This is a genomic window from Rheinheimera sp. (genome assembly GCF_965283995.1).
Classification (GTDB): Bacteria; Pseudomonadota; Gammaproteobacteria; order Enterobacterales; family Alteromonadaceae; genus Pararheinheimera.
Map to the genome: position 1 here is coordinate 1 of NZ_CBDIQG010000001.1, position 20593 is coordinate 20593.

The 20593-nt window shown below is 52.2% G+C and carries 16 protein-coding genes; 7 read left to right on the forward strand and 9 right to left on the reverse strand.

Features of this window, described 5'->3' with window-relative positions; genetic code table 11:
- The coding region (gene leuS, locus ACQ66Q_RS00005) for a leucine--tRNA ligase (RefSeq protein ID WP_430454894.1) at positions 1–1993 on the reverse strand (1993 nt) is incomplete at its 3' end.
- Positions 1994–2247: 254 nt separating this feature from the next.
- Between leuS and ACQ66Q_RS00010 the strand changes: the two genes are divergently transcribed.
- From ACQ66Q_RS00010 to ACQ66Q_RS00030, 5 genes are all read left to right on the forward strand, one after another.
- The gene (locus ACQ66Q_RS00010) at positions 2248–2709 is read left to right on the forward strand and encodes a zinc ribbon-containing protein (RefSeq protein WP_430454895.1); all 462 of its coding nucleotides are present in this window, start codon (positions 2248–2250) and stop codon (positions 2707–2709) included.
- Between the two features lie 107 nt (positions 2710–2816).
- Positions 2817–5237 (forward strand): Lon protease family protein, encoded by a 2421-nt coding sequence (locus ACQ66Q_RS00015; protein WP_430454896.1) that lies wholly within the window; start codon positions 2817–2819, stop codon positions 5235–5237.
- Positions 5238–5879, forward strand: a complete 642-nt coding sequence (locus ACQ66Q_RS00020) for a DUF2959 domain-containing protein (RefSeq protein ID WP_430454897.1) — start codon at positions 5238–5240, stop codon at positions 5877–5879.
- A gap of 18 nt (positions 5880–5897) precedes the next feature.
- Complete coding sequence (locus tag ACQ66Q_RS00025) at positions 5898–6221, forward strand: hypothetical protein (protein ID WP_377241245.1); 324 nt, start codon at positions 5898–5900, stop codon at positions 6219–6221.
- Positions 6222–6329: 108 nt separating this feature from the next.
- Positions 6330–6860: a cytochrome b gene (locus ACQ66Q_RS00030; protein WP_430454898.1), complete on the forward strand. Its 531-nt coding sequence runs from the start codon at positions 6330–6332 to the stop codon at positions 6858–6860.
- A 75-nt stretch (positions 6861–6935) separates the two neighbouring features.
- Here the strand turns inward: ACQ66Q_RS00030 and ACQ66Q_RS00035 are convergent, their stop codons facing one another.
- From ACQ66Q_RS00035 to miaB, 6 genes are all read right to left on the reverse strand, one after another.
- Positions 6936–7484: a glycine zipper 2TM domain-containing protein gene (locus tag ACQ66Q_RS00035; RefSeq protein ID WP_430454899.1), complete on the reverse strand. Its 549-nt coding sequence runs from the start codon at positions 7482–7484 to the stop codon at positions 6936–6938.
- A gap of 136 nt (positions 7485–7620) precedes the next feature.
- Positions 7621–9297 carry an apolipoprotein N-acyltransferase gene (lnt, locus tag ACQ66Q_RS00040; protein ID WP_430454900.1) on the reverse strand — a complete coding sequence of 559 codons (1677 nt, stop codon included), beginning with the start codon at positions 9295–9297 and terminating at the stop codon, positions 7621–7623.
- Between the two features lie 23 nt (positions 9298–9320).
- Positions 9321–10187 (reverse strand): HlyC/CorC family transporter, encoded by an 867-nt coding sequence (locus tag ACQ66Q_RS00045; protein ID WP_430454901.1) that lies wholly within the window; start codon positions 10185–10187, stop codon positions 9321–9323.
- 21 nt (positions 10188–10208) lie between these two features.
- Complete coding sequence (ybeY, locus tag ACQ66Q_RS00050) at positions 10209–10664, reverse strand: rRNA maturation RNase YbeY (protein ID WP_430454902.1); 456 nt, start codon at positions 10662–10664, stop codon at positions 10209–10211.
- The gene (locus tag ACQ66Q_RS00055) at positions 10665–11777 is read right to left on the reverse strand and encodes a PhoH family protein (RefSeq protein WP_430454903.1); all 1113 of its coding nucleotides are present in this window, start codon (positions 11775–11777) and stop codon (positions 10665–10667) included. It lies immediately after the preceding gene.
- Positions 11778–11870: 93 nt separating this feature from the next.
- Complete coding sequence (gene miaB / locus ACQ66Q_RS00060; protein WP_430454904.1) at positions 11871–13307, reverse strand: tRNA (N6-isopentenyl adenosine(37)-C2)-methylthiotransferase MiaB; 1437 nt, start codon at positions 13305–13307, stop codon at positions 11871–11873.
- Between the two features lie 204 nt (positions 13308–13511).
- On the opposite strand from miaB, the gene ACQ66Q_RS00065 reads away from it, so the two are divergent.
- Both ACQ66Q_RS00065 and ACQ66Q_RS00070 read left to right on the forward strand, forming a co-directional pair.
- On the forward strand, positions 13512–13919 hold the full coding sequence (locus ACQ66Q_RS00065; protein WP_377241261.1) for a phosphate ABC transporter substrate-binding protein: 408 nt from the start codon (positions 13512–13514) through the stop codon (positions 13917–13919).
- Between the two features lie 40 nt (positions 13920–13959).
- On the forward strand, positions 13960–15105 hold the full coding sequence (locus tag ACQ66Q_RS00070; protein WP_430454905.1) for a hypothetical protein: 1146 nt from the start codon (positions 13960–13962) through the stop codon (positions 15103–15105).
- Positions 15106–15121: 16 nt separating this feature from the next.
- Here the strand turns inward: ACQ66Q_RS00070 and ACQ66Q_RS00075 are convergent, their stop codons facing one another.
- Both ACQ66Q_RS00075 and ACQ66Q_RS00080 read right to left on the reverse strand, forming a co-directional pair.
- The gene (locus tag ACQ66Q_RS00075; protein WP_430458518.1) at positions 15122–15976 is read right to left on the reverse strand and encodes a DMT family transporter; all 855 of its coding nucleotides are present in this window, start codon (positions 15974–15976) and stop codon (positions 15122–15124) included.
- A 5-nt stretch (positions 15977–15981) separates the two neighbouring features.
- Positions 15982–20583 carry an EAL domain-containing protein gene (locus tag ACQ66Q_RS00080; RefSeq protein WP_430454906.1) on the reverse strand — a complete coding sequence of 1534 codons (4602 nt, stop codon included), beginning with the start codon at positions 20581–20583 and terminating at the stop codon, positions 15982–15984.
- Positions 20584–20593: the final 10 nt, after the last annotated feature.

Genomic DNA, 20593 nt, shown 5'->3' on the forward strand with positions numbered 1-20593 from the left:
GTGGTGACGTGAACATCATAAACAGCCGCACGGTGTCGGCACCGTACTGGTCGATCACGGTTTGCGGATCGATACCATTGTTTTTTGATTTCGACATTTTGCTCATGCCAGCCGATTCGACTTTCTGACCGTCGGATTTGAGCACAGCACCGGTGATACGGCCTTTGTCGTCACGTTCAACCGCGACATCTTGCGGTGAGAACCAGGTTTTGCTGCCGCCTTCGTTGTCGCGATAGAAGGTTTCAGCCAGCACCATGCCTTGACACAGCAGGCGTTTGAATGGTTCATCCGATTGCACCAGCCCGACGTCACGCATCAGCTTGTGGAAAAAACGCGAGTACAGCAGGTGTAAAATGGCGTGTTCGATACCACCGATATACTGGTCAACCGGCAGCCAGTAATTGGCCTTAGTCGGGTCCAGCATCATATCGGTATTGTCCGGGCTACAATAACGGGCGTAGTACCAGCTCGATTCCATAAAGGTGTCGAAGGTGTCCGTTTCGTGGAAGGCCGCTTTGCCGTTGTAGCTGGTTTTAGCCCATTCCGCATCGGCTTTGATTGGCGATTTGACGCCATCCATCACCACATCTTCCGGTAAACGCACTGGCAGTTGGTCGGCAGGGACCGGCACTTGGGTGCCATCTTCCAGCGTCAGCACCGGAATAGGGGCGCCCCAATAGCGCTGACGGGATACGCCCCAGTCGCGCAGCCGGTAATTGACCTTGACCTGACCAACGCCTTTGGCCACCAGTTTGTCTGAGATCGCTTTAAAAGCAGCGCTGAATTCCAGCCCGTCAAACTCACCAGAGTTGATTAACACGCCTTTTTCAGTAAAGGCAGCTTTGCTTAAATCGACCACTGCATCAGAGCCTGCTGCCGGAGCGACCACTTGTTTGATCCGCAGACCGTATTTGGTCGCGAATTCAAAATCACGCTGGTCATGGCCCGGTACCGCCATCACAGCGCCTGAGCCGTAATCCATCAGCACGAAGTTGGCGACAAAAATCGGCACTTGTTCGCCGGTCAGCGGGTGGACCGCGAAGAAACCGGTCGGGTGACCTTTTTTCTCCATTGTTGCCATGTCCGCTTCAGCAACTTTGTTGCCTTTACAGTCTTCAATGAAGGCCGCCAGCTTGTCGTCAAGTTTGGCCGCTTTTTGCGCCAGTGGGTGCTGTGGTGCAATCGCCACGTAAGTCACGCCAAACAAGGTATCCGGGCGGGTGGTGTACACGCTGAAATCGTAACTGGAACCACCGAGGCTGAATTTGATTTCAACGCCTTCAGAGCGGCCGATCCAGTTGCGCTGCATGGTTTTAACCTGTTCTGGCCACTCGTCCAGCTGGTCTAAATCATTCAGTAATTCTTCGGCGTAGTCGGTGATTTTGATAAACCACTGCGCCAGTTCGCGTTGTTCCACTAACGCGCCTGAGCGCCAGCCACGGCCGTCGATGACCTGCTCGTTGGCCAGCACACACTGATCAACCGGGTCCCAGTTAACGGTGGCCATTTTTTTGTAGACCAAGCCTTTTTCAAACAGCTGAGTGAAGAACCATTGTTCCCATTTGTAATATTCTGGTTTGCAGGTGGCGATTTCGCGGTCCCAGTCGTAACCAAAACCTAAGCGTTTCAGCTGGTTTTTCATGTATTCGATGTTGGCGTAGGTCCACTTGGCTGGCGCAGTTTTGTTGGCAATGGCGGCGTTTTCTGCCGGCAGGCCAAACGCATCCCAGCCCATCGGCTGCATCACGTTTTTGCCCTGCATGCGCTGGAAGCGGCTGATCACGTCACCAATGGTGTAATTACGCACGTGCCCCATGTGCAGACGGCCGCTTGGATACGGGAACATCGACAGGCAGTAGTATTTTTCTTTGCTTGGATCTTCGGTCACTTTAAAGGCGTTTGAGCTCGCCCAGTGCTGTTGTAACGCGGTTTCAATCAGGCGCGGTTCATAAGCGGAAACAGGGGCCTGAGCGGTGTTGTCTGGTGCTTGCATGCAAAGGATCTCAACAGATAAATATCACGGGGGATATGGGCAAAAAATAAAAACTAATTGCCGTTAGGATAACGCATTCAGGCTAGTGGCAACAACTGCCACGATGACCTGAAACACGCATGATGTGGTGGATGCTGAGTGAGATGGGACGGTCTGCACGGACATTGCAGATTTCTGCCGGTGTTCAGCTGCGCTGGAAGGGGTTGTCGTGACTATACTCAACAATGAGTAGGCCGCTTATTCACGAGGTAAACATGACTGATTTAATGCAAAAATACCGGCACTGGCTGCAACAGCTGGACCAACTGCTGCACAGTGCTCAGGCCGAATCCGATCCGCTGCTGAGGCCGGCCCATCATGTCGCCGACACCTTCAGCGCCTATATCAAAGCCGGCAGAGACCTGACGGCCTACGAAACCCAGCTTTTTATTGAAACGTTTTTCCATCAGCAACAACAGCCGCAGCCGCCGTCCATCTGGCCGGAAACCTTGTGGCAGCTGCTGGCGCAGGTCACCGACAAAACTCAGGTGGAATGGCAGGAACTGGAGCAGGATCTGTCGCACCAGGGGTTATATATGCAAGGCGAACCTGTTGGTATGGGATTGTATCTGTGCCGTCATTGCGGTGAGACGATGCATTATAACCACCCGGCAACTCTGATCACTTGTCCGGGTTGTGGGGGCGGGCATTTCTTGCGCCGCGGCCTGCCGGTCTGAGTTTGTTGTTTGCCGCCCAACAGATCTGATGTTCGATCACAGATATGTTTTCGGCATGCTACTGATTTTGTTAGTATGCCTGCATATCCCAGTAAGGAATCTACGGCATGACGCAAATTGCAGTAACCAAAGCTGCCGACACTAAACTTCAACTGCTCGCCCTCACTGCGGCACAGCTGTCCCCACAATTGGACGACGCCCAGATCAAAGATGCGTTGGACGTGGCGGGATATAGCAGCACCTTTATCGGTCAGGACCGCGCCAAAGCCGCGCTGGGTTTTGCCATCGGTATGGATATGCCTGGCTATAACCTGTATGTGATGGGGGAACCGGCGTTAGGTCGTTTTACATTGGTTCAGGATATTCTGCAGCAGGCTGCCAGTGAGAAAGAAACGCCGGATGACTGGTGTTATCTGAATAACTTTGACGACGAACGCACGCCGCAAACGCTGCGCCTGTTACCGGGTGAAGGCCGGGTACTGGTCAAAAAACTCGAAGCGCTGATCGACGAACTGCTGGATACCTTCCCGGCCGCCTTCGATAACCCGGGTTATCAAAGACGGAAAAAAGCCATTCACGCCGCTTTTGACAATAAGTACGAAGCCGCCATCGCGCTGGTGGAACGTAAAGCACTGGAAAAACAAGTGGTGCTGTACGAAGAAAACGGTGCGGTTAGCTTTTCGCCGATGATCGACGGCAAACCGCTGGACGATACTGAATTTGCCAGTCTTGCCGACGACAAGCGGCAGTTTTTTTATGAACTGGTCAGTGAGCTGGAAACCATCCTGAATGAACAGCTGCTGGAACTGCCACAGTGGAAACGCGAGCTATCGGAAAATCTGCGTACGCTGCGCCGCGAAACGATCGAACAGGCGATCAAACCACTGTTAAAGCAGCTGGAACATGATTACGTCACTGAGCTGGGTATTTTGCGGTACTTACGTGAAATGCGGCCGGAACTGGTGAAAGCGGTACTGGAATTGTTGCCCGAAGAGCTCGAGAGCGATAAAGCCGAAGAGCTGGATATCCGCAGCTTTTTTATCAACGACTTTGTGCCCAACGTGCTGGTGCATCACGAATCGATGTCCGGCGCGCCTATTGTGTTTGAAGCCAATCCCAGTTACGGCAATTTGTTTGGCCGGGTCGAATACAGCTCGGCGCAGGGGTCGTTGTATACCAATTATCGCATGATCCGCGCCGGCGCTTTGCATAAAGCCAACGGCGGTTACCTGATCCTTGATGCTGACCGGCTGCTGACGCAACCTGCGGTGTGGGACGCGTTGAAACTGGCGCTGAAATCCGGTGAGATTGTCATCGACACGCTGAGTGAACACGCCGTCACTAATTCGACCATTATCACGCCCAAAGCCATTCCGCTTAGCGTCAAAGTGGTACTGCTCGGCTCGCGCGATTTGTATTATCTGGTGCAGGACGTTGACGATGAGTTTAACGAACTGTTCCGCGTACTGGCCGATTTTGAAAGTTATCTGCCACTTAATGATCAAACCATTAAATATATGTCGTTGCAGCTGCAGGATCAGATCCAGCAGCTGGAAGCTGGCCCGTTGACGGTCTGCGGCCTGAAGCAGTTGTTATTATTCAGTTTCCGCCAGGCCGAACATCAGCGCAAACTGTCGGCCCGTTTTGCCGATGTGCTGGAACTGGTGCGCGAAGCCTGCTATTACGCCAATCAGCAAGGCGATGCCGAGCTGAGTGGCGCTCATGTGCAGCAGGCGTTAGCCGGCAAACAATACCGCACCGGCCGCATCAGCGAGTCATTCCTGGAAGATATTCAGGAAGGACAGATCCTCATTGATTCCGACGGCTGGGCCGTTGGCAAAATCAACGGCCTGACGGTGCTGGAAATTGGCGACACCGCTTTTGGTACGCCGGCGCGCATCAGTGCCACCGTGTATCCGGGCTCCAATGGCGTGATCGATATTGAGCGTGAAGTTGAACTGGGCAAAGCCATCCACTCCAAAGGGGTGATGTTGCTGACTGGTTATCTTGGCGCCAAATATGCGCAGCAATTCCCGCTGACGTTGTCCGCCAATATTGCGATGGAACAGTCTTACGGTCTGATTGACGGCGACAGTGCCTCGCTGGCGGAAGTGCTGGCGCTGATTTCGGCGATCTCCGGCATGCCACTGCGGCAGGACCTGGCGATCACCGGTTCAATCAACCAACATGGCCAGGTCCAGGCCATTGGTGGCGTCAATGAGAAAATTGAAGGTTTCTTTAAACTGTGTCAGTCGCGTGGGCTGACCGGGCGGCAAGGGGTGGTGATCCCGGCCAGCAATCTGCTGCATCTGGTGTTGCATCAGGATGTGATCAATGCGGTCGAAGCCGGCTTGTTTCATATCTACACGGTGCGGACTGTCGATGAAGCGCTGGAGCTGTTGACCGGTCTGGCCGCCGGCGAGCGCAATGCTAAAGGTCAGTATCCGAAAAAAACCTTAAATGCACTGACGATGCAAAAACTGGCTGCCATTGCCGAGTTAGTCAATGGCGGCGCTGAGGAAGATTAAATGCTAAAACAAGCGGTACTGCTGGCATCGATGCTGGCACTGAGTAGTTGTTCGACGGCTTATTATGCGGCGATGGAAAAAGTTGGCATTCATAAACGTGACATTCTGATCGATCGGGTCGAAGAAGCCCGTGATGCGCAGATTGAAGGACAGCAGGAATTTAAAGATGCGTTGGATCAGCTGTCGCAGCTGATTGGTTTTCATGGCGGTGATCTGCAAGGCCGCTATGAAGCGCTGAACAGCCAGTATGAAGACAGTAAAAAAGCCGCCGCGGACGTCAGTGCACGCATCAATAAAGTGGAGCTGGTCGCGTTTGACCTGTTTAACGAATGGGATGATGAGTTAAAACAATACCAGAATAAAAAACTGCGGGCCGAGAGCAAACAAAAGCTGCTTGATACCAAACGCCAGTTTGATGCACTGGTCAAAGTGATGCGCCGCGCGGAAAGCAAAATGCCGCCGGTATTGCGGGTATTGCAGGATAATGTATTGTATTTAAAACATAATCTGAACGCGAAAGCGGTAGGTGCAATTTCTGGTGAATTTTCTGTGTTGCAACAGGATGTCGAGCAACTGGTGCAGGACATGAACCGGGCTATTGCCGACTCGAACCAGTTTATCGCTGCGATCAAACAGTCATAACAGAACGAAGGAATGGGCATGCCGAATAAACCTGTGGTGGAAGCGACTTACCGGTTGGAGCCAGGATGTCTGGGGCCAGACGGTGCGCAATATATTACCGAGTTTTGTCAGTTTGCCCAGCCGCTGGTAAGCAGTCATACGCCGGCATTTATGCAATGGGTGTTGACGCCACGTTTTGATAAATCGTTGCCTGAATTAGAGTTTTCGCTGGCAGGTCGAGTACTGACTGACAGTCAGGCCGAGCGGCTGTGTAGCAGTTACCAGACGGACGCCGACACGCTGGTAGAAGAACTGAATCATCATCTGATGTTATTAATTGACCAGTATTTTGGCCGCTGGTAACTAAGAATTTCTTCAGCATTCGCTGGTATCTTTGCGGTACCGCAATATTTGTTGCGGTCGCATGCTGCATGCTGACCATAGATTTTCATTGTGTTACGGAGCCACCTGATGAGCACATCCCGATATTCGTTTCCGACCATTGCGTTGCATTGGATCACTGTTCTGCTGATTATTGCCGTGTATTGCACCATGGAGTTTCGCAGCAGTTTTGAGCGCGGCAGTCCTGAGCGTGACTTGATGAAGACCGTGCACTATATGCTGGGACTCAGTGTATTGCTGCTGACCGTGGCCCGGCTCTGGTTTCGCAGTCGTCAACCGTACCCGGCGATTGAACCGGTACCGCCGGTCTGGCAGCACAAACTGGCAGCGTTGGTGCATCTGGCACTGTATGCGTTGTTGATCGGTTTACCATTGTTGGGCTGGCTGATTCTATCGGCCGAGGGCAAAGTGATCCCGTTCTGGGGAATCGAATTGCCGGCGTTGCTGGCGCCAAATGAAGAATTGGCCGTGAGCTTTGAAGACTTACATGAGCTGTTAGCAGAGGCTGGTTACGCGCTGATCGGTATCCACGCGCTGGCGGCGATTTATCATCACCATATTGTCAAAGACAACACCTTGGTACGGATGAAACTGAAGTAAGAAAAAGCAGCGCTTTGGCCTTTAGGATTAACGAGCTGTTGATGGCCAGAGCGCTGCCGGGAACCCGGATAAAGGTTATGAACTGACGGGTTCTACCGTCATGAGTTTACCGTCCTGCAATAACATCCGGCCTGATGGTTTCTGACTAACCTGCGTGGTCTTCAGCTCGCCATCATGCAGATAACGCACTTCGTATCCGATAGTTTTCTCGACAGTTTTTTGCACCGTTTTACACACTTGTTGCTCTTGATAGCTCACATCTTTTTGCTGCATGTCTTCCTGGACTTGTTTGCCGGCGTAACCACCGGCAGCAGCGCCGGCGACCGTTGCCAGTTTTTTGCCAGAACCACCACCGACCTGATTACCCAGCACACCGCCAACTACTGCACCGATCACAGTGCCAGCGATTTCGTGCTGGTCCTGAACCGGCGCAGTTTTAGCGATTTTCTTGGTGGTACATTGTTGTTGTGGTTCGGAAGAGGTTTCTGTCAGCGCTTTGCTGCTGACGATTTCAACCCACTGCGGTTGGTTACTTTTATTACTGTTGTAGTTGGTAGCGACGGCGCCTAAGGCGGTAATAGCAGCTGCGCCTAACATGGAACCAACGATCATCATTTTACTCATAGGTATACTCCGAAAAGTCCGACTGACTTGTTGGGCAGACTAACCGGCTGGAACTGTATTGCGGCTGAATGAAAAAAGGGACTGCTAAATTAGCAGTCCCTTTGTGTGCAAAGATAAACGAAGACTAGGTCGCGGATCAGAAATGAGGCTCAATCCGTTCTTTCGCTGGTGATTCTGCCGTCTCTGTCGTTGCTGCATGCTCAGAGCTCGCCACTGCGGGTGTCTGACTTGCAGTCTCGTTGGCGTTCGCTGGCGTGCTCATCGCGGCAGTAGCGGGTGCTTTACGCTGGTGTTGCCGCCACCACAGCATGACGCCGGTGAGCAGGCAGAACAGGTACAGCGGCCAGTCACCGAGCCGGCTATACAGCGTACGGCCTTGCGTCAACGGGACATCCAGCGTCAGCACGCCATCCTGAAATTGCGGCAGCTGTGCCAGCACCTGGCCATCGGCGCCAATGGCTGCGGTCACGCCGGTGTTAGTGGCACGCAGCAAAGGCCGGCCAAATTCGAGCGCCCGCATCCGGGCAATTTCCAGATGTTGCCACGGACCATGTGAATCGCCAAACCAGGCGTCGTTGCTAACGGTTAACAAAAAATCGGTGTCATCAGTGAAATTGGCGCGGATTTGCCGTGGAAAAGCGATTTCAAAACACAGCGCTGCCAGCAGCTGATAGCCTTTGGCCTGCAGATTCGGCTGCAGCCATTCGCCGCGGGCGAACGAGCTGTTTGGCAAGTCAAAAAACGGTGCCACGTCGCGCAGAAAGCGTTCAAACGGCACAAATTCCCCAATGGGTAGCAGATGGTGTTTCTGGTAGCGGTTGCGGGTCTCGTAGTGATAGATCTGGCCTTTCACGCCGGTATCACCGACCACAATCATGCCATTGTAGGCATCGCCATTGCGTTTCCAATCGAGGATCCCGGTGATCACCGCAGCTTTATTTTCAGCGGCCAGCATATCGAGGTTAAACAAGTAAGCTTGCGCATCGGGTTCTACCTGCGGGATCGCCGCTTCCGGCCAAATCACCAGCCGCTCGGCCAGTTGTGGCCGCGTCAGCTGCATATATTTTTTCATCGTTGGCAGTTCCTGCTCTGGCGCCCAGCGCAACTCCTGACGGATATTGCCCTGTACCAGCGCGACTGGCACTTGCACGCCATTCGTCTGCCAGCCTTTGAAGTGACCAAGCACAGGTGGCAGCGCCAGCAACACCACTGCAGCTGCTAGCTGCCCGTGCGCCACACGGCTTGGCTGATAGCGCCATAACAACGCAAAGCTGCCTGCGGCCAACAACAGAATAAAGTTAATGCCGGTTTCACCTACCAGCGGCGCATAACTGGCAAGCCAGCCATCAGTTTGACTGTAACCGAGTGATAACCACGGGAATCCGGTAAAAAGCCAGGAGCGCAGGTTTTCGCTCAGCGTCCAGCAGACGGCGAGCAGCAACGGCCAATGGTGTGGCCTGCTCTTGGCCAGACGGGCCGCGCTATAGGCCGCAAGTGCCGGAAACAATGACAAATAAGCGACCAGCGCCGCCATAATACTAAGGCTGGCAAGCAGCGGCATGCCGCCAAAAGTAGCGATACTGACATGCACCCAACTGACACCCAGACCAAACCAGCCAATGCCATAGCACCAGCCGAACCAGGCGGCTTGCCGGGGCGACTCAGTTTGGCGTAAGGCCAGCGCCAATAAGGTGAGAGTGAACAGCGGCAGGGCATGCCAATGGTAAGGCGCAAAAGCAAAAGTATTCAACAGGCCCGCTGCGCATAATAGCAGGCTCCAAAGGCCGGTTTTGGCCGAAATGTTTAATCGCACTGGTTTCATCCTGCGGCTTGGCGTTATTCGTCGGTGGTTGTATCGGTTTTTGGCTTAATCACCTGTAACTGCACTAAACGCCGATTGTTCGCTTTGTTCACTTTAAAGGTCAGGCCGCCGAGGCTGATACTTTCACCTTTCACCGGCATATGACCAAAGGCATGCAGCACAATACCACCGATGGTACTGGCTTCGTCTTCATCAAAACTAGTGGCAAAAGCTTCATTAAATTCATCGAGGGGCGTTAAAGCGCTAACCAAAAAGACATGACTACCGAGCTTGCGGATGTCAGAGCCTTCGATTTCATCGTGCTCGTCTTCAATTTCGCCGACGATTTGTTCCAGAATATCTTCGATAGTGATGAGGCCGGACACGCCGCCATATTCATCAACCACAATGGCCATATGGTATCGTTGCTGGCGGAAGTCTTTCAGCAGTGCATCAACTCTTTTACTTTCCGGAATAATGACCGCAGGTCTTAAGATGTCGCGAAGTTGCCATTCAGTCTGCGGCTTTAACGCATATTGCAGGATATCTTTGACAATCAGAATGCCTTCGATGTGGTCTTTATCTTCATTGACCACCGGGTAACGGCTGTGATTATTTTCCAATAAAATAGGCAGATATTCTTCCAGTGGCTGGTCGATATCAATAGTCGCCATCTGTGAGCGTGGCACCATGATATCGCGCGCCCGCATTTTAGAAATGGCCAACACGCCTTGCAGCATGCCTTTGGTATCAGTGTCGATCAACGCGCGGGCATTGGCCTCGGCGATAATGGCTTGTAAATCAGACAGGTCTTGTGGTTCTGCAGTAAAAATCGCGGCAATGCGCTCTAGCCAGGATTTTACGGCAGAACCGCGTCCCGAGTGTGGATTGTCGTCACTCATGACTTCAAATCAGCTCCATGTTCAGTCAATCAAATAGGGATTGGCAAAGCCAAGTTCCTGTAATATTTGGATCTCTTCCGCTTCCATTTCTTCGGCGTCAGCGTCATTTATATGGTCAAAGCCGAGCAAATGCAAGCTGCCATGCACCACCATATGCGCCCAATGCGCTTGCAGGGTTTTTTGTTGTTCCTGCGCTTCGCGCGCGACGACCTGAGCACAGATCACCAAATCGCCCAGCAAGGGTAACTCAATGCCCGGCGGGCACTGAAATGGGAAACTCAGCACATTGGTTGGTTTGTCTTTTTCACGATAATCAAAATTAAGCTGCTGGCTTTCGGTTTCGTCAACAATCCGGATGGTGACCTCCGCATCGGCCTGAAACGGACTGACCGCGGCGTCGAGATAACGCAGCAACTCAGCTTCAGTGGGTAAGTCGTTCGCGCTGCTGGCCTGTTGCAGATCAAGAATAATCGCCATTTAAACCTCTTTGCTGCGCCGGCGGGCCGGTTTGGTCACAGGATCTGTCACTGCAGGAAGGACCTGCTGGGCGGCTTTTTCCACGACTGCCGCTTGTTCAGCGGCGCGGGCTGCAGCTTTGGCATCGGCCAGCGCTTTTTCATGCGCCTCATAAGCGATAACAATTTTCTGTACCACCGGGTGGCGCACCACGTCTTTGGCCTGGAAATAGTTGAAACTCAAGGCGTCGACCTCAGACAACACGTCGATGGCATGCTTCAGACCTGAATACTGACCGCGGGGCAAGTCGACCTGCGTGACATCGCCGGTGATCACGGCCTTGGAATTAAAGCCAATCCGGGTTAAAAACATTTTCATCTGTTCGACTGTGGTGTTTTGGCTTTCGTCGAGAATGATGAAGGCATCACTTAAAGTACGGCCGCGCATGTAAGCCAGCGGTGCGATTTCGATCGTGCCCCGTTCCAGGTACTTTTCCACCTTTTCAAAACCCAGCATATCAAACAGCGCGTCGTACAGAGGGCGTAAATACGGGTCGACTTTTTGCGCCAGATCACCGGGTAAAAAACCCAGTTTTTCGCCTGCTTCAACGGCAGGGCGGGTCAGCACAATTCGGCGGACCTGCTGTTTTTCAAGCGCATCGACGGCACAGGCGACTGCAAGATAGGTTTTACCGGTGCCAGCGGGACCGATACCAAAAGTCACGTCGTGGGTCAGCACATTGGCAACATAACGGCTTTGATTGGCGTTACGGCCTTTAATCAACCCTTTTTTGGTTTTGATGCTGACTTCGTTCTGCGCCGCATCCACACTAACCAAACTGCTTGGGTTTTCCACACTGCTGAGGCTCAGATGAACCTGTTCCGGGCTCAACGGTTGTACTTTACCGTTGGCGGAGACAGTTTCCTGATACAGGGACTCCAGCAACTGGCGTACCAGCGGGAGCTGCTCGGTCAGGCCCAGCAGGCGGAATTTTTCTTCGCGGTTTTGGATCTGAACGCGAAAACGCCGTTCAATCTGGTGCAGGTGATCGTCAAATGGGCCACATAACATCGCAAGACGCTGGTGGTCAGCCGGGGTAAAACTAAATTCTAGGCTGCTGATCGGGTTGTCCAAAAGTCCTTCTCTCATCGCTGGATAAACAAAGTCCGGTATGGTGACCGGACTTACTTATCAACACTTCAGGCCTGCAGCGACTGCAGCCAGTGTTCAGGGTTGGTATGTAGCGACACCGAGTGTATCGGCGCTGCCTTCTGGCCGGTTTTGCCGGGCCATAATTTGTTGCGGGGAAATTTCCCGGCGCAGGTCCATCTCTGCTTCAGTTCTGATCACCACACCTTTCAGTGAATTGGTAAACACATCAGTGATCCGGACATCAACGAACTGGCCAATCATATCAGGCGTGCCTTCGAAATTCACCACCCGATTATTTTCAGTGCGGCCGGTCAGTTCCATCAAATCTTTTTTCGACGGGCCTTCGACCAGAATACGCTGTTCAGTGCCTAGCATGCTACGGGCGATCTGCAGCGATTGCTGGTTGATGCGGTCCTGCAGTATGTAAAGACGCTGTTTTTTCTCGTCTTCCGACACATCATCCGGCAGGTCTGCTGCCGGTGTACCAGGCCGCGCGCTGTAAATAAAGCTGAAGCTCATATCAAAACCAATGGTGCTGATAAGGTCCATGGTCTGGGCAAAATCTTCCGCCGTTTCGCCGGGGAAGCCGATGATAAAATCAGACGACATCGACAGATTTGGCCGGATCTTTTTCAGCTTGCGGATCTGGGCTTTGTATTCGAGTGCCGTGTGATTGCGTTTCATCAGCGTCAGGATCCGGTCCGAACCGCTTTGCACCGGTAAGTGCAGATGATCAACCAATTCAGGGATATCGCGATACACTTCGATAATATCATCAGTGAATTCAACAGGATGCGATGTGGTATAACGAATGCGGTCAATACCGTCGATGGCAGCAACCAGTCGCAATAATTCAGAAAAATGACAGATCTGATCGTCGTGCGTGGCACCGCGATAGGCGTTGACGTTCTGCCCCAGCAGATTGACTTCCCGCACGCCTTGCTCGGCCAGCTGCGCAATCTCCAGCAATACATCATCCAGCGGACGACTGACTTCTTCACCGCGGGTATAAGGCACCACGCAGAAAGTACAATATTTGGAGCAGCCTTCCATGATCGATACAAAGGCCGTCGGGCCTTCGGCTTTTGGCTCCGGCAAACGGTCGAATTTCTCAATTTCAGGGAAAGATACATCGACTACCGGGGAGCGGTCACCGCGGACTGCATTGATCATTTCCGGCAGGCGGTGCAGCGTTTGCGGACCAAACACGATATCGACATATGGCGCGCGTTCGCGGATGGCAGCGCCTTCCTGCGAGGCGACACAGCCACCGACACCAATGATTAAATTCGGGTTTTTCTTTTTCAGCGGGCGCCAGCGGCCCAGCTGATGAAACACTTTTTCCTGGGCTTTTTCGCGGATAGAGCAGGTGTTTAATAAAATAACATCCGCGTCTTCTGCTTCTTCAGTCAGGGTATAGCCATGAGTGGCATCCAGTAAGTCAGCCATTTTGGATGAATCGTATTCGTTCATCTGGCAGCCCCAGGTTTTAATGTGCAGCTTTTTGCTCATGGTCAGAATATGCCTGTAAAAAGTCGGACGGAAAAAAGGCGCGTATTTTAACTGACACCCCGCTCAAGTACCAGCCTTGTGCAGCTTATTCGGTGGCTGCCGCGCGCCAATTTTGCGTTTGGGTAAAATTTTGCTTTCAGTTCAGTATGTTCAGAATACTGGTCTACACTTCAAAAAAGTTGTAAGGCCAGCGTGGAGCTTAAAATGAAGAAAATTCTTTGGGTGCCTTTGGCACTGTTCAGTGCATCTGTTTTCGCCGAAGTTGCAGTTGTTGTTCATCCGTCCAATGCTGCAGCATTAAATCCTGAAGCCATAGCGCAAATCTACCTTGGACGCAGTAAAAGCTTTCCGGATGGCAAAGCTGCATTGCCCTTAGGTCAGGCAGAAGGCAGTAAAACGACAGAACAATTTAATCAGAAGGTGCTGAATAAATCCGGCAGTCAGATTAAAGCCTATTGGTCCAAGCTGGTGTTTACCGGTAAAGGCACACCACCAAAAGAGATCAGTACCGATGCAGAAATGCTGGAACTGGTCAGTCAGAATCCCAGCGTTATTGGTTATGTCGACAAAGCATCGGTCACCGATAAAGTTAAAGTGCTGGCAACGTTCTGAGTTGCGCGGCTAGTCTTTTACTATTGCCGGAGTAAACAACATGAATTGGCTGAATCCTAAGCAGCACGCCTTGCCTTTGCTTGCGTGTGCGCTTTTTGCCTCAAGTGGGCAGGCGGCGGAATTTAACTGGAGCGGGTTTCTGACGCTGGCTGCCGGCAAAACGCTGAGCGGCTCGGTGCAGGGACAAAATGAAGTCGGGATTAATTGCCCTTGTATGATTTCCGATTTTTCGCAGTCGGGTGTCATTGATAGCAGCTGGGATTTTGCTGCCGACTCGAAATTGGGTCTGCAAGGCAATATACAGCTGTCTGAACAGCTCAGTTTGACCGCGCAGGTGGTCAGTCGCGGCGCCCGTGACTGGGATCCCAATCTGGAGTGGGTCTACGCCGGCTGGCAACTCGGCGACAATGATTTATTGCAGGTTGGCCGCAAACGCTTACCTCTGTTTTACTATTCAGAACAACAGGATGTCAGCTTCACTTATCCTTGGGTGCATCTGCCACCGCAAACCTATGGCTGGGAAGCGGTTAATTACAACGGGATCAACTGGAATCATAGCTTCCAGGCCGGTGACTGGAGTGGTTTGGTCAATACATTTGCCGGCAGCGAAACTCGTAAAGACAATGATTACATGAAAATTTATAACGGCATCGACAGTGAAACCGATACGCGCTGGCGCAAAATCATTGGCGCAGAAGTGCTGATGAACCGCGACTGGTTTGAAGCCCGTCTGATGCTGATGAAATCCGAGACACAAAGTCGTCTGGTCAGTGACAATGAAGACTGGTCCGCGCCTGCCGAGCAAATGTTGTTTGGCGCATCGGGGCTGGTGGATTATCAGGACTGGATTTTCAGTGCTGAGTTGTTTTTCTCTGACCGAACCGAGTCATATGGCCGTGATTTGGCTTATACCCTGACGACCGGCAAAAGGCTCGATGGCTGGGCCTGGTATTTGACGCACGGTTTGTATCAGCAAAAAATCAATGCCGTCAATCCGCTGGAACTGAGCACAGAAGCGGATCAGGAGAAACACCGGTTATCCTCTGCCGTTGTGCGGTTTGACGTCAGCACTGCGGCTGCTGTCAAAATACAGCTGGATCACTGGCAGGATGGTGGTGGTCAGTGGTTTAAACAAACTTACGGCGACGCCAATGCGCTAAGCATCAGTTACGACCGCGTGTTCTGAGTAAGACCGGCAGTGCTCAAATCAAGCGCTGCCGGCTCGTGACATAACCGGCATAAAAGATAATCAATACACCAGCAAACCAGGCCATAGAGACCGGTTCCTGCCAAAACAAATAACCAAACAATCCGGCAAAGACGACGCTGCTGTACGTCCACATGCCGATATCGCTGGCGGGGGCTAAGGCATAGGCGCGGGTCATGGCCATTTGTCCGGCTGCGGCCAATACGCCCATCCCGGCAAAAGCCCACCAGGCGACTGCCGGCAACGGATGCCAGTCAAATGGCACCGGAATAAAGGAAATAATGGCCGTCAACAGTGAGAAATAAAACACGATGCGGGCAGCAGGTTCGGTATCTGACATGTAACGGATGGTGGTTTTCGTCACTGCGACCAGCACTGCTGACAGGAGCCCAATCGCCAACATCAACCAATTACCCGGAGCGCCACTGACCGGGATCGCAATAAAGACGCCGATAAAACCTAAACCAATGGCAAACAACGTTAAACGACTCGGCCGTTCATTTAACCAGAAGCGGGCAATAATGGGCACGACAAAAGGCGAGAGCAGTAACACCAGCATCGCCTGTGCTAACGGTAACTGGCTGATCACATAGAAAAAACAGTACATTGAAATGATGCCGGTCGTGGCACGGCTCAGATGTAAATACCAGCGGTCGGTTTTCAGTATTTGCATGCCTTGCAGGTAGATCCAGGGCAGCATGACCAGCAGCGCAAAAAAATTGCGAAAAAACACCACCTGCACCTGGCTGGCCGATTCACTGGTCAGTTTAACCAATGCGCCGATACCGGCAAAACAGGCTTCAGCCAATAACAATAAAGCCGCGGCCAGGTAGAGTTGGGAAGGCTTCACTGCGTTCAATTTTGCTGCAGCTTGTGGATCAGTTGATCTGCCGCCATCGGTTTACCAAACAGATACCCTTGAATTAAGTGACAACCACGCTGACTGAAAAATGCCAGTTGTTGCTCCGTTTCAACGCCTTCGGCCACACAATACATCCCAAGGCTGCTGGCCATACTCAACATGGCGTCGATAATGGTTTCATCATTGCGATCGATACCAATATCTTTGACAAAACTGCGGTCAATTTTGATGCCGTCTATTGGCAGTTCTTTCAGATATTTCAGCGAGGAATAACCGGTACCAAAATCGTCCAACGCCAGCTGAACACCCAGTTCACTCAGCGCCAGCATCGTCGCGATGGCACTTTCATGAGCCTGCATCAGCGCACTTTCGGTCACTTCAAAACGCAGGCAACTGGCCGGTAACTGATATTGCGCCAATAGCGCCGCGGTTTCCAAAGCCAGATTTTCCTGTTCCAGGTGGCTGGGCGACAGATTCACTGACACATAAAGCGGAAAACCAGCCTGATGCCAGCGCTGCAGATCCGCCAGCGCCCGGACCAGCAACGCCTGTGTCATTGGCACGATCAGCCTTAAATCTTCCGCCAGCGGAATAAAATCATTTGGTGGCACTAAACGGTCGCTGTCCTGCCAGCGCATCAGCACTTCGACTCCGACAATTTTCTGTTGCACGCTGTCGTAGATAGGCTGGTAATAATTCAGGAATTCATTGTGTTGCCAGGCGCTGCGCAGCCGGGTTTCCCGCGCCAGTTGCATGTGCGCTTTATCATTCATTTCCTGAATAAAAAACTGGAAGTTATTGCGACCGAGATCTTTCGCATGGTACATCGCAACGTCTGCGTGTTTCAGTAGCTCGCCGGCGTCAGCCGCGTCTTCCGGATACACAGCGATCCCAATACTGGGGGACACACTGACCGAATGCACACCAAGCTGCATCGGTTCGCCGATTGATTTCAACATTTTGCGCGCAACATGGCTGATATTGTCGTCGTTTTTATAGCTTTCCAGCAGCACGACAAACTCGTCGCCGCCTAACCGGGCCACAGTATCAGTCAGCCGTAAAATGCTGCTCAGACGCTTCGCGACTTGTTTTAGCAATAAGTCACCGATGTCATGACCCAGACTGTCATTGATCTGTTTAAACCGATCCAAATCGATAAAACAAAGTGCCAGCGAGCGTTTTTCCCGTTTCGCTGTTTCAATACCGTGCAGAATGCGGTCCATCAGCAGCGCGCGGTTTGGCAAGCCGGTCAGTGCATCGTAATTCGCCAGATAGCGCAGATCATCTTCGGCTTGTTTCTGTGCTGTGATATCGGTGAACACTAATACATAAAAATCGACCCGCTCGTCGTCACCCACCGCACTGATGTTTAATAAAGTGGGGCGCTCGGTGCCGTCCGGGCTTAAGACCAGCTCTTCACCCTGCCAGTGCTGATTGGCCTGCATCCCACTGAGCAGTCGCGTGTAAAAGCGCCGTCGGCTCAGACTGATGCCTAGTTCATGCACACGCGGATTGCTGAGATAATCATCCATGTTGCCAAACACATCGGCAAACGACTGGTTGGCGGCGAGAACCCGTTGCTCCGGATCAAGCAATACCACCCAGTCGCGGGTTTGCTGGAATGCTTCGCCAAATAACCGCGCTTTTTCTTTAGTGGCCCGTGTTTCGGTGATATTGCTGTAGGTGCCGATGACCCGTAAGGCCTGACTACTGTTGGTCTCTGTCACTTTGCCGATATCGCGGAACCACAACCAGCTGCCATTTTTATGCTGCATGCGATAAGTAAAATCAAAACTGCGATCAGGTGCACTGACAAACTTACTCCAGGCCTGTTGATAGCTGTCGCGATCGTCCGGATGGATCAGGGCCAGATGTTGTTGCATCGACAGTGGGTTTAACTCTTCGCTGTAACCGAGCATCGCGTGCACACGCTGGGCATACATGCTGTTTTTAGGCACCAGATAATCCCACACGCCGCTGTTGACAGCTTCCAGTGCCTGTTTCAGCCGCTGCTCACTGGCCTTCACTTTGTAATGCGCCTGCGCCAGCAAGCGCTTTTGTGCCAAACGATTGTGCTGCCATAGAAATAGCAGGATCAGTGCCAGCACGGCATAGCTGGCCAGTGCTGCCGGCGAATACCAGGGCGCCGGATCGATACGCAGAGTTAACACGGCAGTGTCACTTTCCAGCCCGTTGTGGGGGGAAACCGCTTTGACATGAAAGGTATAAAGGCCAGGTTCTAGCTGCGGAAAAGTGACACTGGCGTTGTGTTGTTGTGGAAAGCGAATGTCCCGGTTGCCTTCGAGCCAGAATTTATACTGAATTTTGTCATTATCACGGAAATTCAACGCGGAGAAACTGACCTCAATGCCGAGGCTGTCATAAGCAAACCGGAACGACGCGCCGTTGAGATTGCTCAGCGACGTGGACCTGGCCTGATTCATTGCGCCGATATGGGTAATAGCAATCGCCGGTTTCTGCGGTGTTTCTACCAGCTCGGCCGGATTAAACCAGGTGACGCCGGCATTGGTGCCATATGCCAGATTACCGTTAGACAATTTCAGACTGGCAGCATAAGTGAACTCGCTGCCGGACAGACCATCATTTTTGTCGAATGGTTCCAGTCGAAGCGTGGCCGGATCGAGCCGGGTCAGACCTTGTTGGCTGGCAAACCACAACTGGCCGTTCAAATCAGTTTCACAGGAATAGATGGAGTTATTAGGTAAACCGTTTTGCTTATGCAGATGATGTTTCAGTTTTAACTGTTGCCCATCAAAACCCAGCAAACCAAGGCCACTGATGGTAAACCACAGATCGCCGCGACCATCGACACACATTTTATCAGCCTGGCGGGCAAGACCCGGTTGATAGGGCATCGCTTCATAGATTTTCTGCACGCTGCGATCGCGCTGATTAAACAACCAAATCCGATCGGATGCGCTGAAAAAAATTTGTTCCGGATGCTGCGGACGCTGACCGAGGAATCGACCTGCGCGATGGGGCGGCTCGGCTTGTTTTAACTCAGGGAAAGGCGTCAATGAGCCGTCTGCGGGTTGATAACGATAATAATCTTCGGCGTTGTAGTACCAGAAGGCGCCATCAGGGTCGCGCCAGTGACCAGCAGCCTGGAGCTGGATCAGCGGTTGCTGCTGGCTGTCTTGCAGCGGTAGCGGTAAAAATTCAGCACTGTTGGCAGAGAACAGATGCAATGAGTTGCCACTACGCAGCCAGAGTTTGTCGGCGTTGTCCGGATAAATACGCGCCACAATCCGCGAAAACAGGGCGGGTAACGGCTCCGGGTAGGCCAGATCCTGCACTGCGCCGGACGGCAAATCCAGCCGTTTTAAACCATTGAGGGTGCCGAGCACCAGCTGATTTGCCGGGCTTTCGGCCAACGCCAAAACCGCTCTGGGGCTGTATCCGGCCGGCTGGGCAGACATCACCTGTTCAGCTGGTGGCATGGGCAATCGGACGTGATAAAAATGCGTACTGCGGGGGTGCCAGTAATAGGCGCCTTGCAATCGACTGGCCACCCAAAAGCCGCCATCTGGTGTGCGGACCAGATCGGTAATGCTGTCTTGATCGACTTCATGCACGCTATCGGTAAAACGCCAGAGTAATTCCGCCTGCGCGACGCCGGGTGTGGCCAGATACAGGCCTTTATTGGTGCCAAGTAAAAGTTTGTCGAAGTACGGCAGAATTTTATTAATCTGCAAATCAGTTAAAAACGGCGCTGTAGCGATTGGCGCCGCTGCACTTTGGCGCAACTGGTCTTCGGTCAGTTGATAAAATTGATTGCCAATCGCGAGGTACAGCAGATCATGGCCGACTTCCACCGATCGGACTATCTGTCCGCCACGTTCGCTACTTTGTGCTGTCAGCGCAACCATCCAGTGCTGCTGCGTTTTTAAATCATAGACATAGAGACCACGGGTGGTACCGATGAGCAGTAGCTGATTAAACTTTTTCAGCAAACGGACCCGCGACATCAGGCTATTACCGCCATCAAATTCAAAAATCTGTGTCAACTGTTTGCCGGGTAATTGCAGTTGGTAGACTGCTTTATTAATCGCCAACAGCAGTAAATCGGGTTGTTGTTCAATCACATCAAACAGTTGCGGGATAGTGTCGCTCTCCAGTTGCTGCAGCGGCGTCAGCAGTTCTGCTGCTGACGTCTGTAGATCAACCTGATACAGGCCCTGATTCTTTGCCGCGACAAAAAAGCGTTGCTGACTGTCCTCCAGTACCTGAGATATATCCAGTTCAACCTGTGTATCACCGACCAAAGGTAATTGCTGAACTTTATAGGCATCGTACCGGTTCAGTCCCCGATCTGTAGCCAGCCACAAAAAGCCGGTGTTATCGATATGCAGACGATTGACGGTACCGCTGATCAGACCCTGCTCAGTGGTGAGGGGCGCAAGAAGCGGTGGATTTGCCTGTTCAGTATGCGCTGTCACAGATTGCAGCGTAGACATGCCGATAAGCAACAACAGCAGGAAATGGCATAAATTGTGGCGCAGCACAGACATTTTTGTTGCCAATATTTTGACCAGCTGTTGAAGTATGGCGGCGAACATAACGCAGAAACTCATCAAAAGTCCA

Coding starts and splice junctions, on each gene's coding strand:
- ACQ66Q_RS00030 (WP_430454898.1), top strand. CDS start 6,330: ATGAGCACATCCCGATATTCGTTTCCGACCATTGCGTTGCATTGGATC.
- ACQ66Q_RS00020 (WP_430454897.1), top strand. CDS start 5,238: ATGCTAAAACAAGCGGTACTGCTGGCATCGATGCTGGCACTGAGTAGT.
- ACQ66Q_RS00035 (WP_430454899.1), bottom strand. CDS start 7,484: ATGAGTAAAATGATGATCGTTGGTTCCATGTTAGGCGCAGCTGCTATT.
- ACQ66Q_RS00015 (WP_430454896.1), top strand. CDS start 2,817: ATGACGCAAATTGCAGTAACCAAAGCTGCCGACACTAAACTTCAACTG.
- ACQ66Q_RS00025 (WP_377241245.1), top strand. CDS start 5,898: ATGCCGAATAAACCTGTGGTGGAAGCGACTTACCGGTTGGAGCCAGGA.
- ACQ66Q_RS00070 (WP_430454905.1), top strand. CDS start 13,960: ATGAATTGGCTGAATCCTAAGCAGCACGCCTTGCCTTTGCTTGCGTGT.
- ACQ66Q_RS00010 (WP_430454895.1), top strand. CDS start 2,248: ATGACTGATTTAATGCAAAAATACCGGCACTGGCTGCAACAGCTGGAC.
- miaB (WP_430454904.1), bottom strand. CDS start 13,307: ATGAGCAAAAAGCTGCACATTAAAACCTGGGGCTGCCAGATGAACGAA.
- ACQ66Q_RS00045 (WP_430454901.1), bottom strand. CDS start 10,187: ATGAGTGACGACAATCCACACTCGGGACGCGGTTCTGCCGTAAAATCC.
- ACQ66Q_RS00080 (WP_430454906.1), bottom strand. CDS start 20,583: ATGAGTTTCTGCGTTATGTTCGCCGCCATACTTCAACAGCTGGTCAAA.
- ACQ66Q_RS00065 (WP_377241261.1), top strand. CDS start 13,512: ATGAAGAAAATTCTTTGGGTGCCTTTGGCACTGTTCAGTGCATCTGTT.
- ybeY (WP_430454902.1), bottom strand. CDS start 10,664: ATGGCGATTATTCTTGATCTGCAACAGGCCAGCAGCGCGAACGACTTA.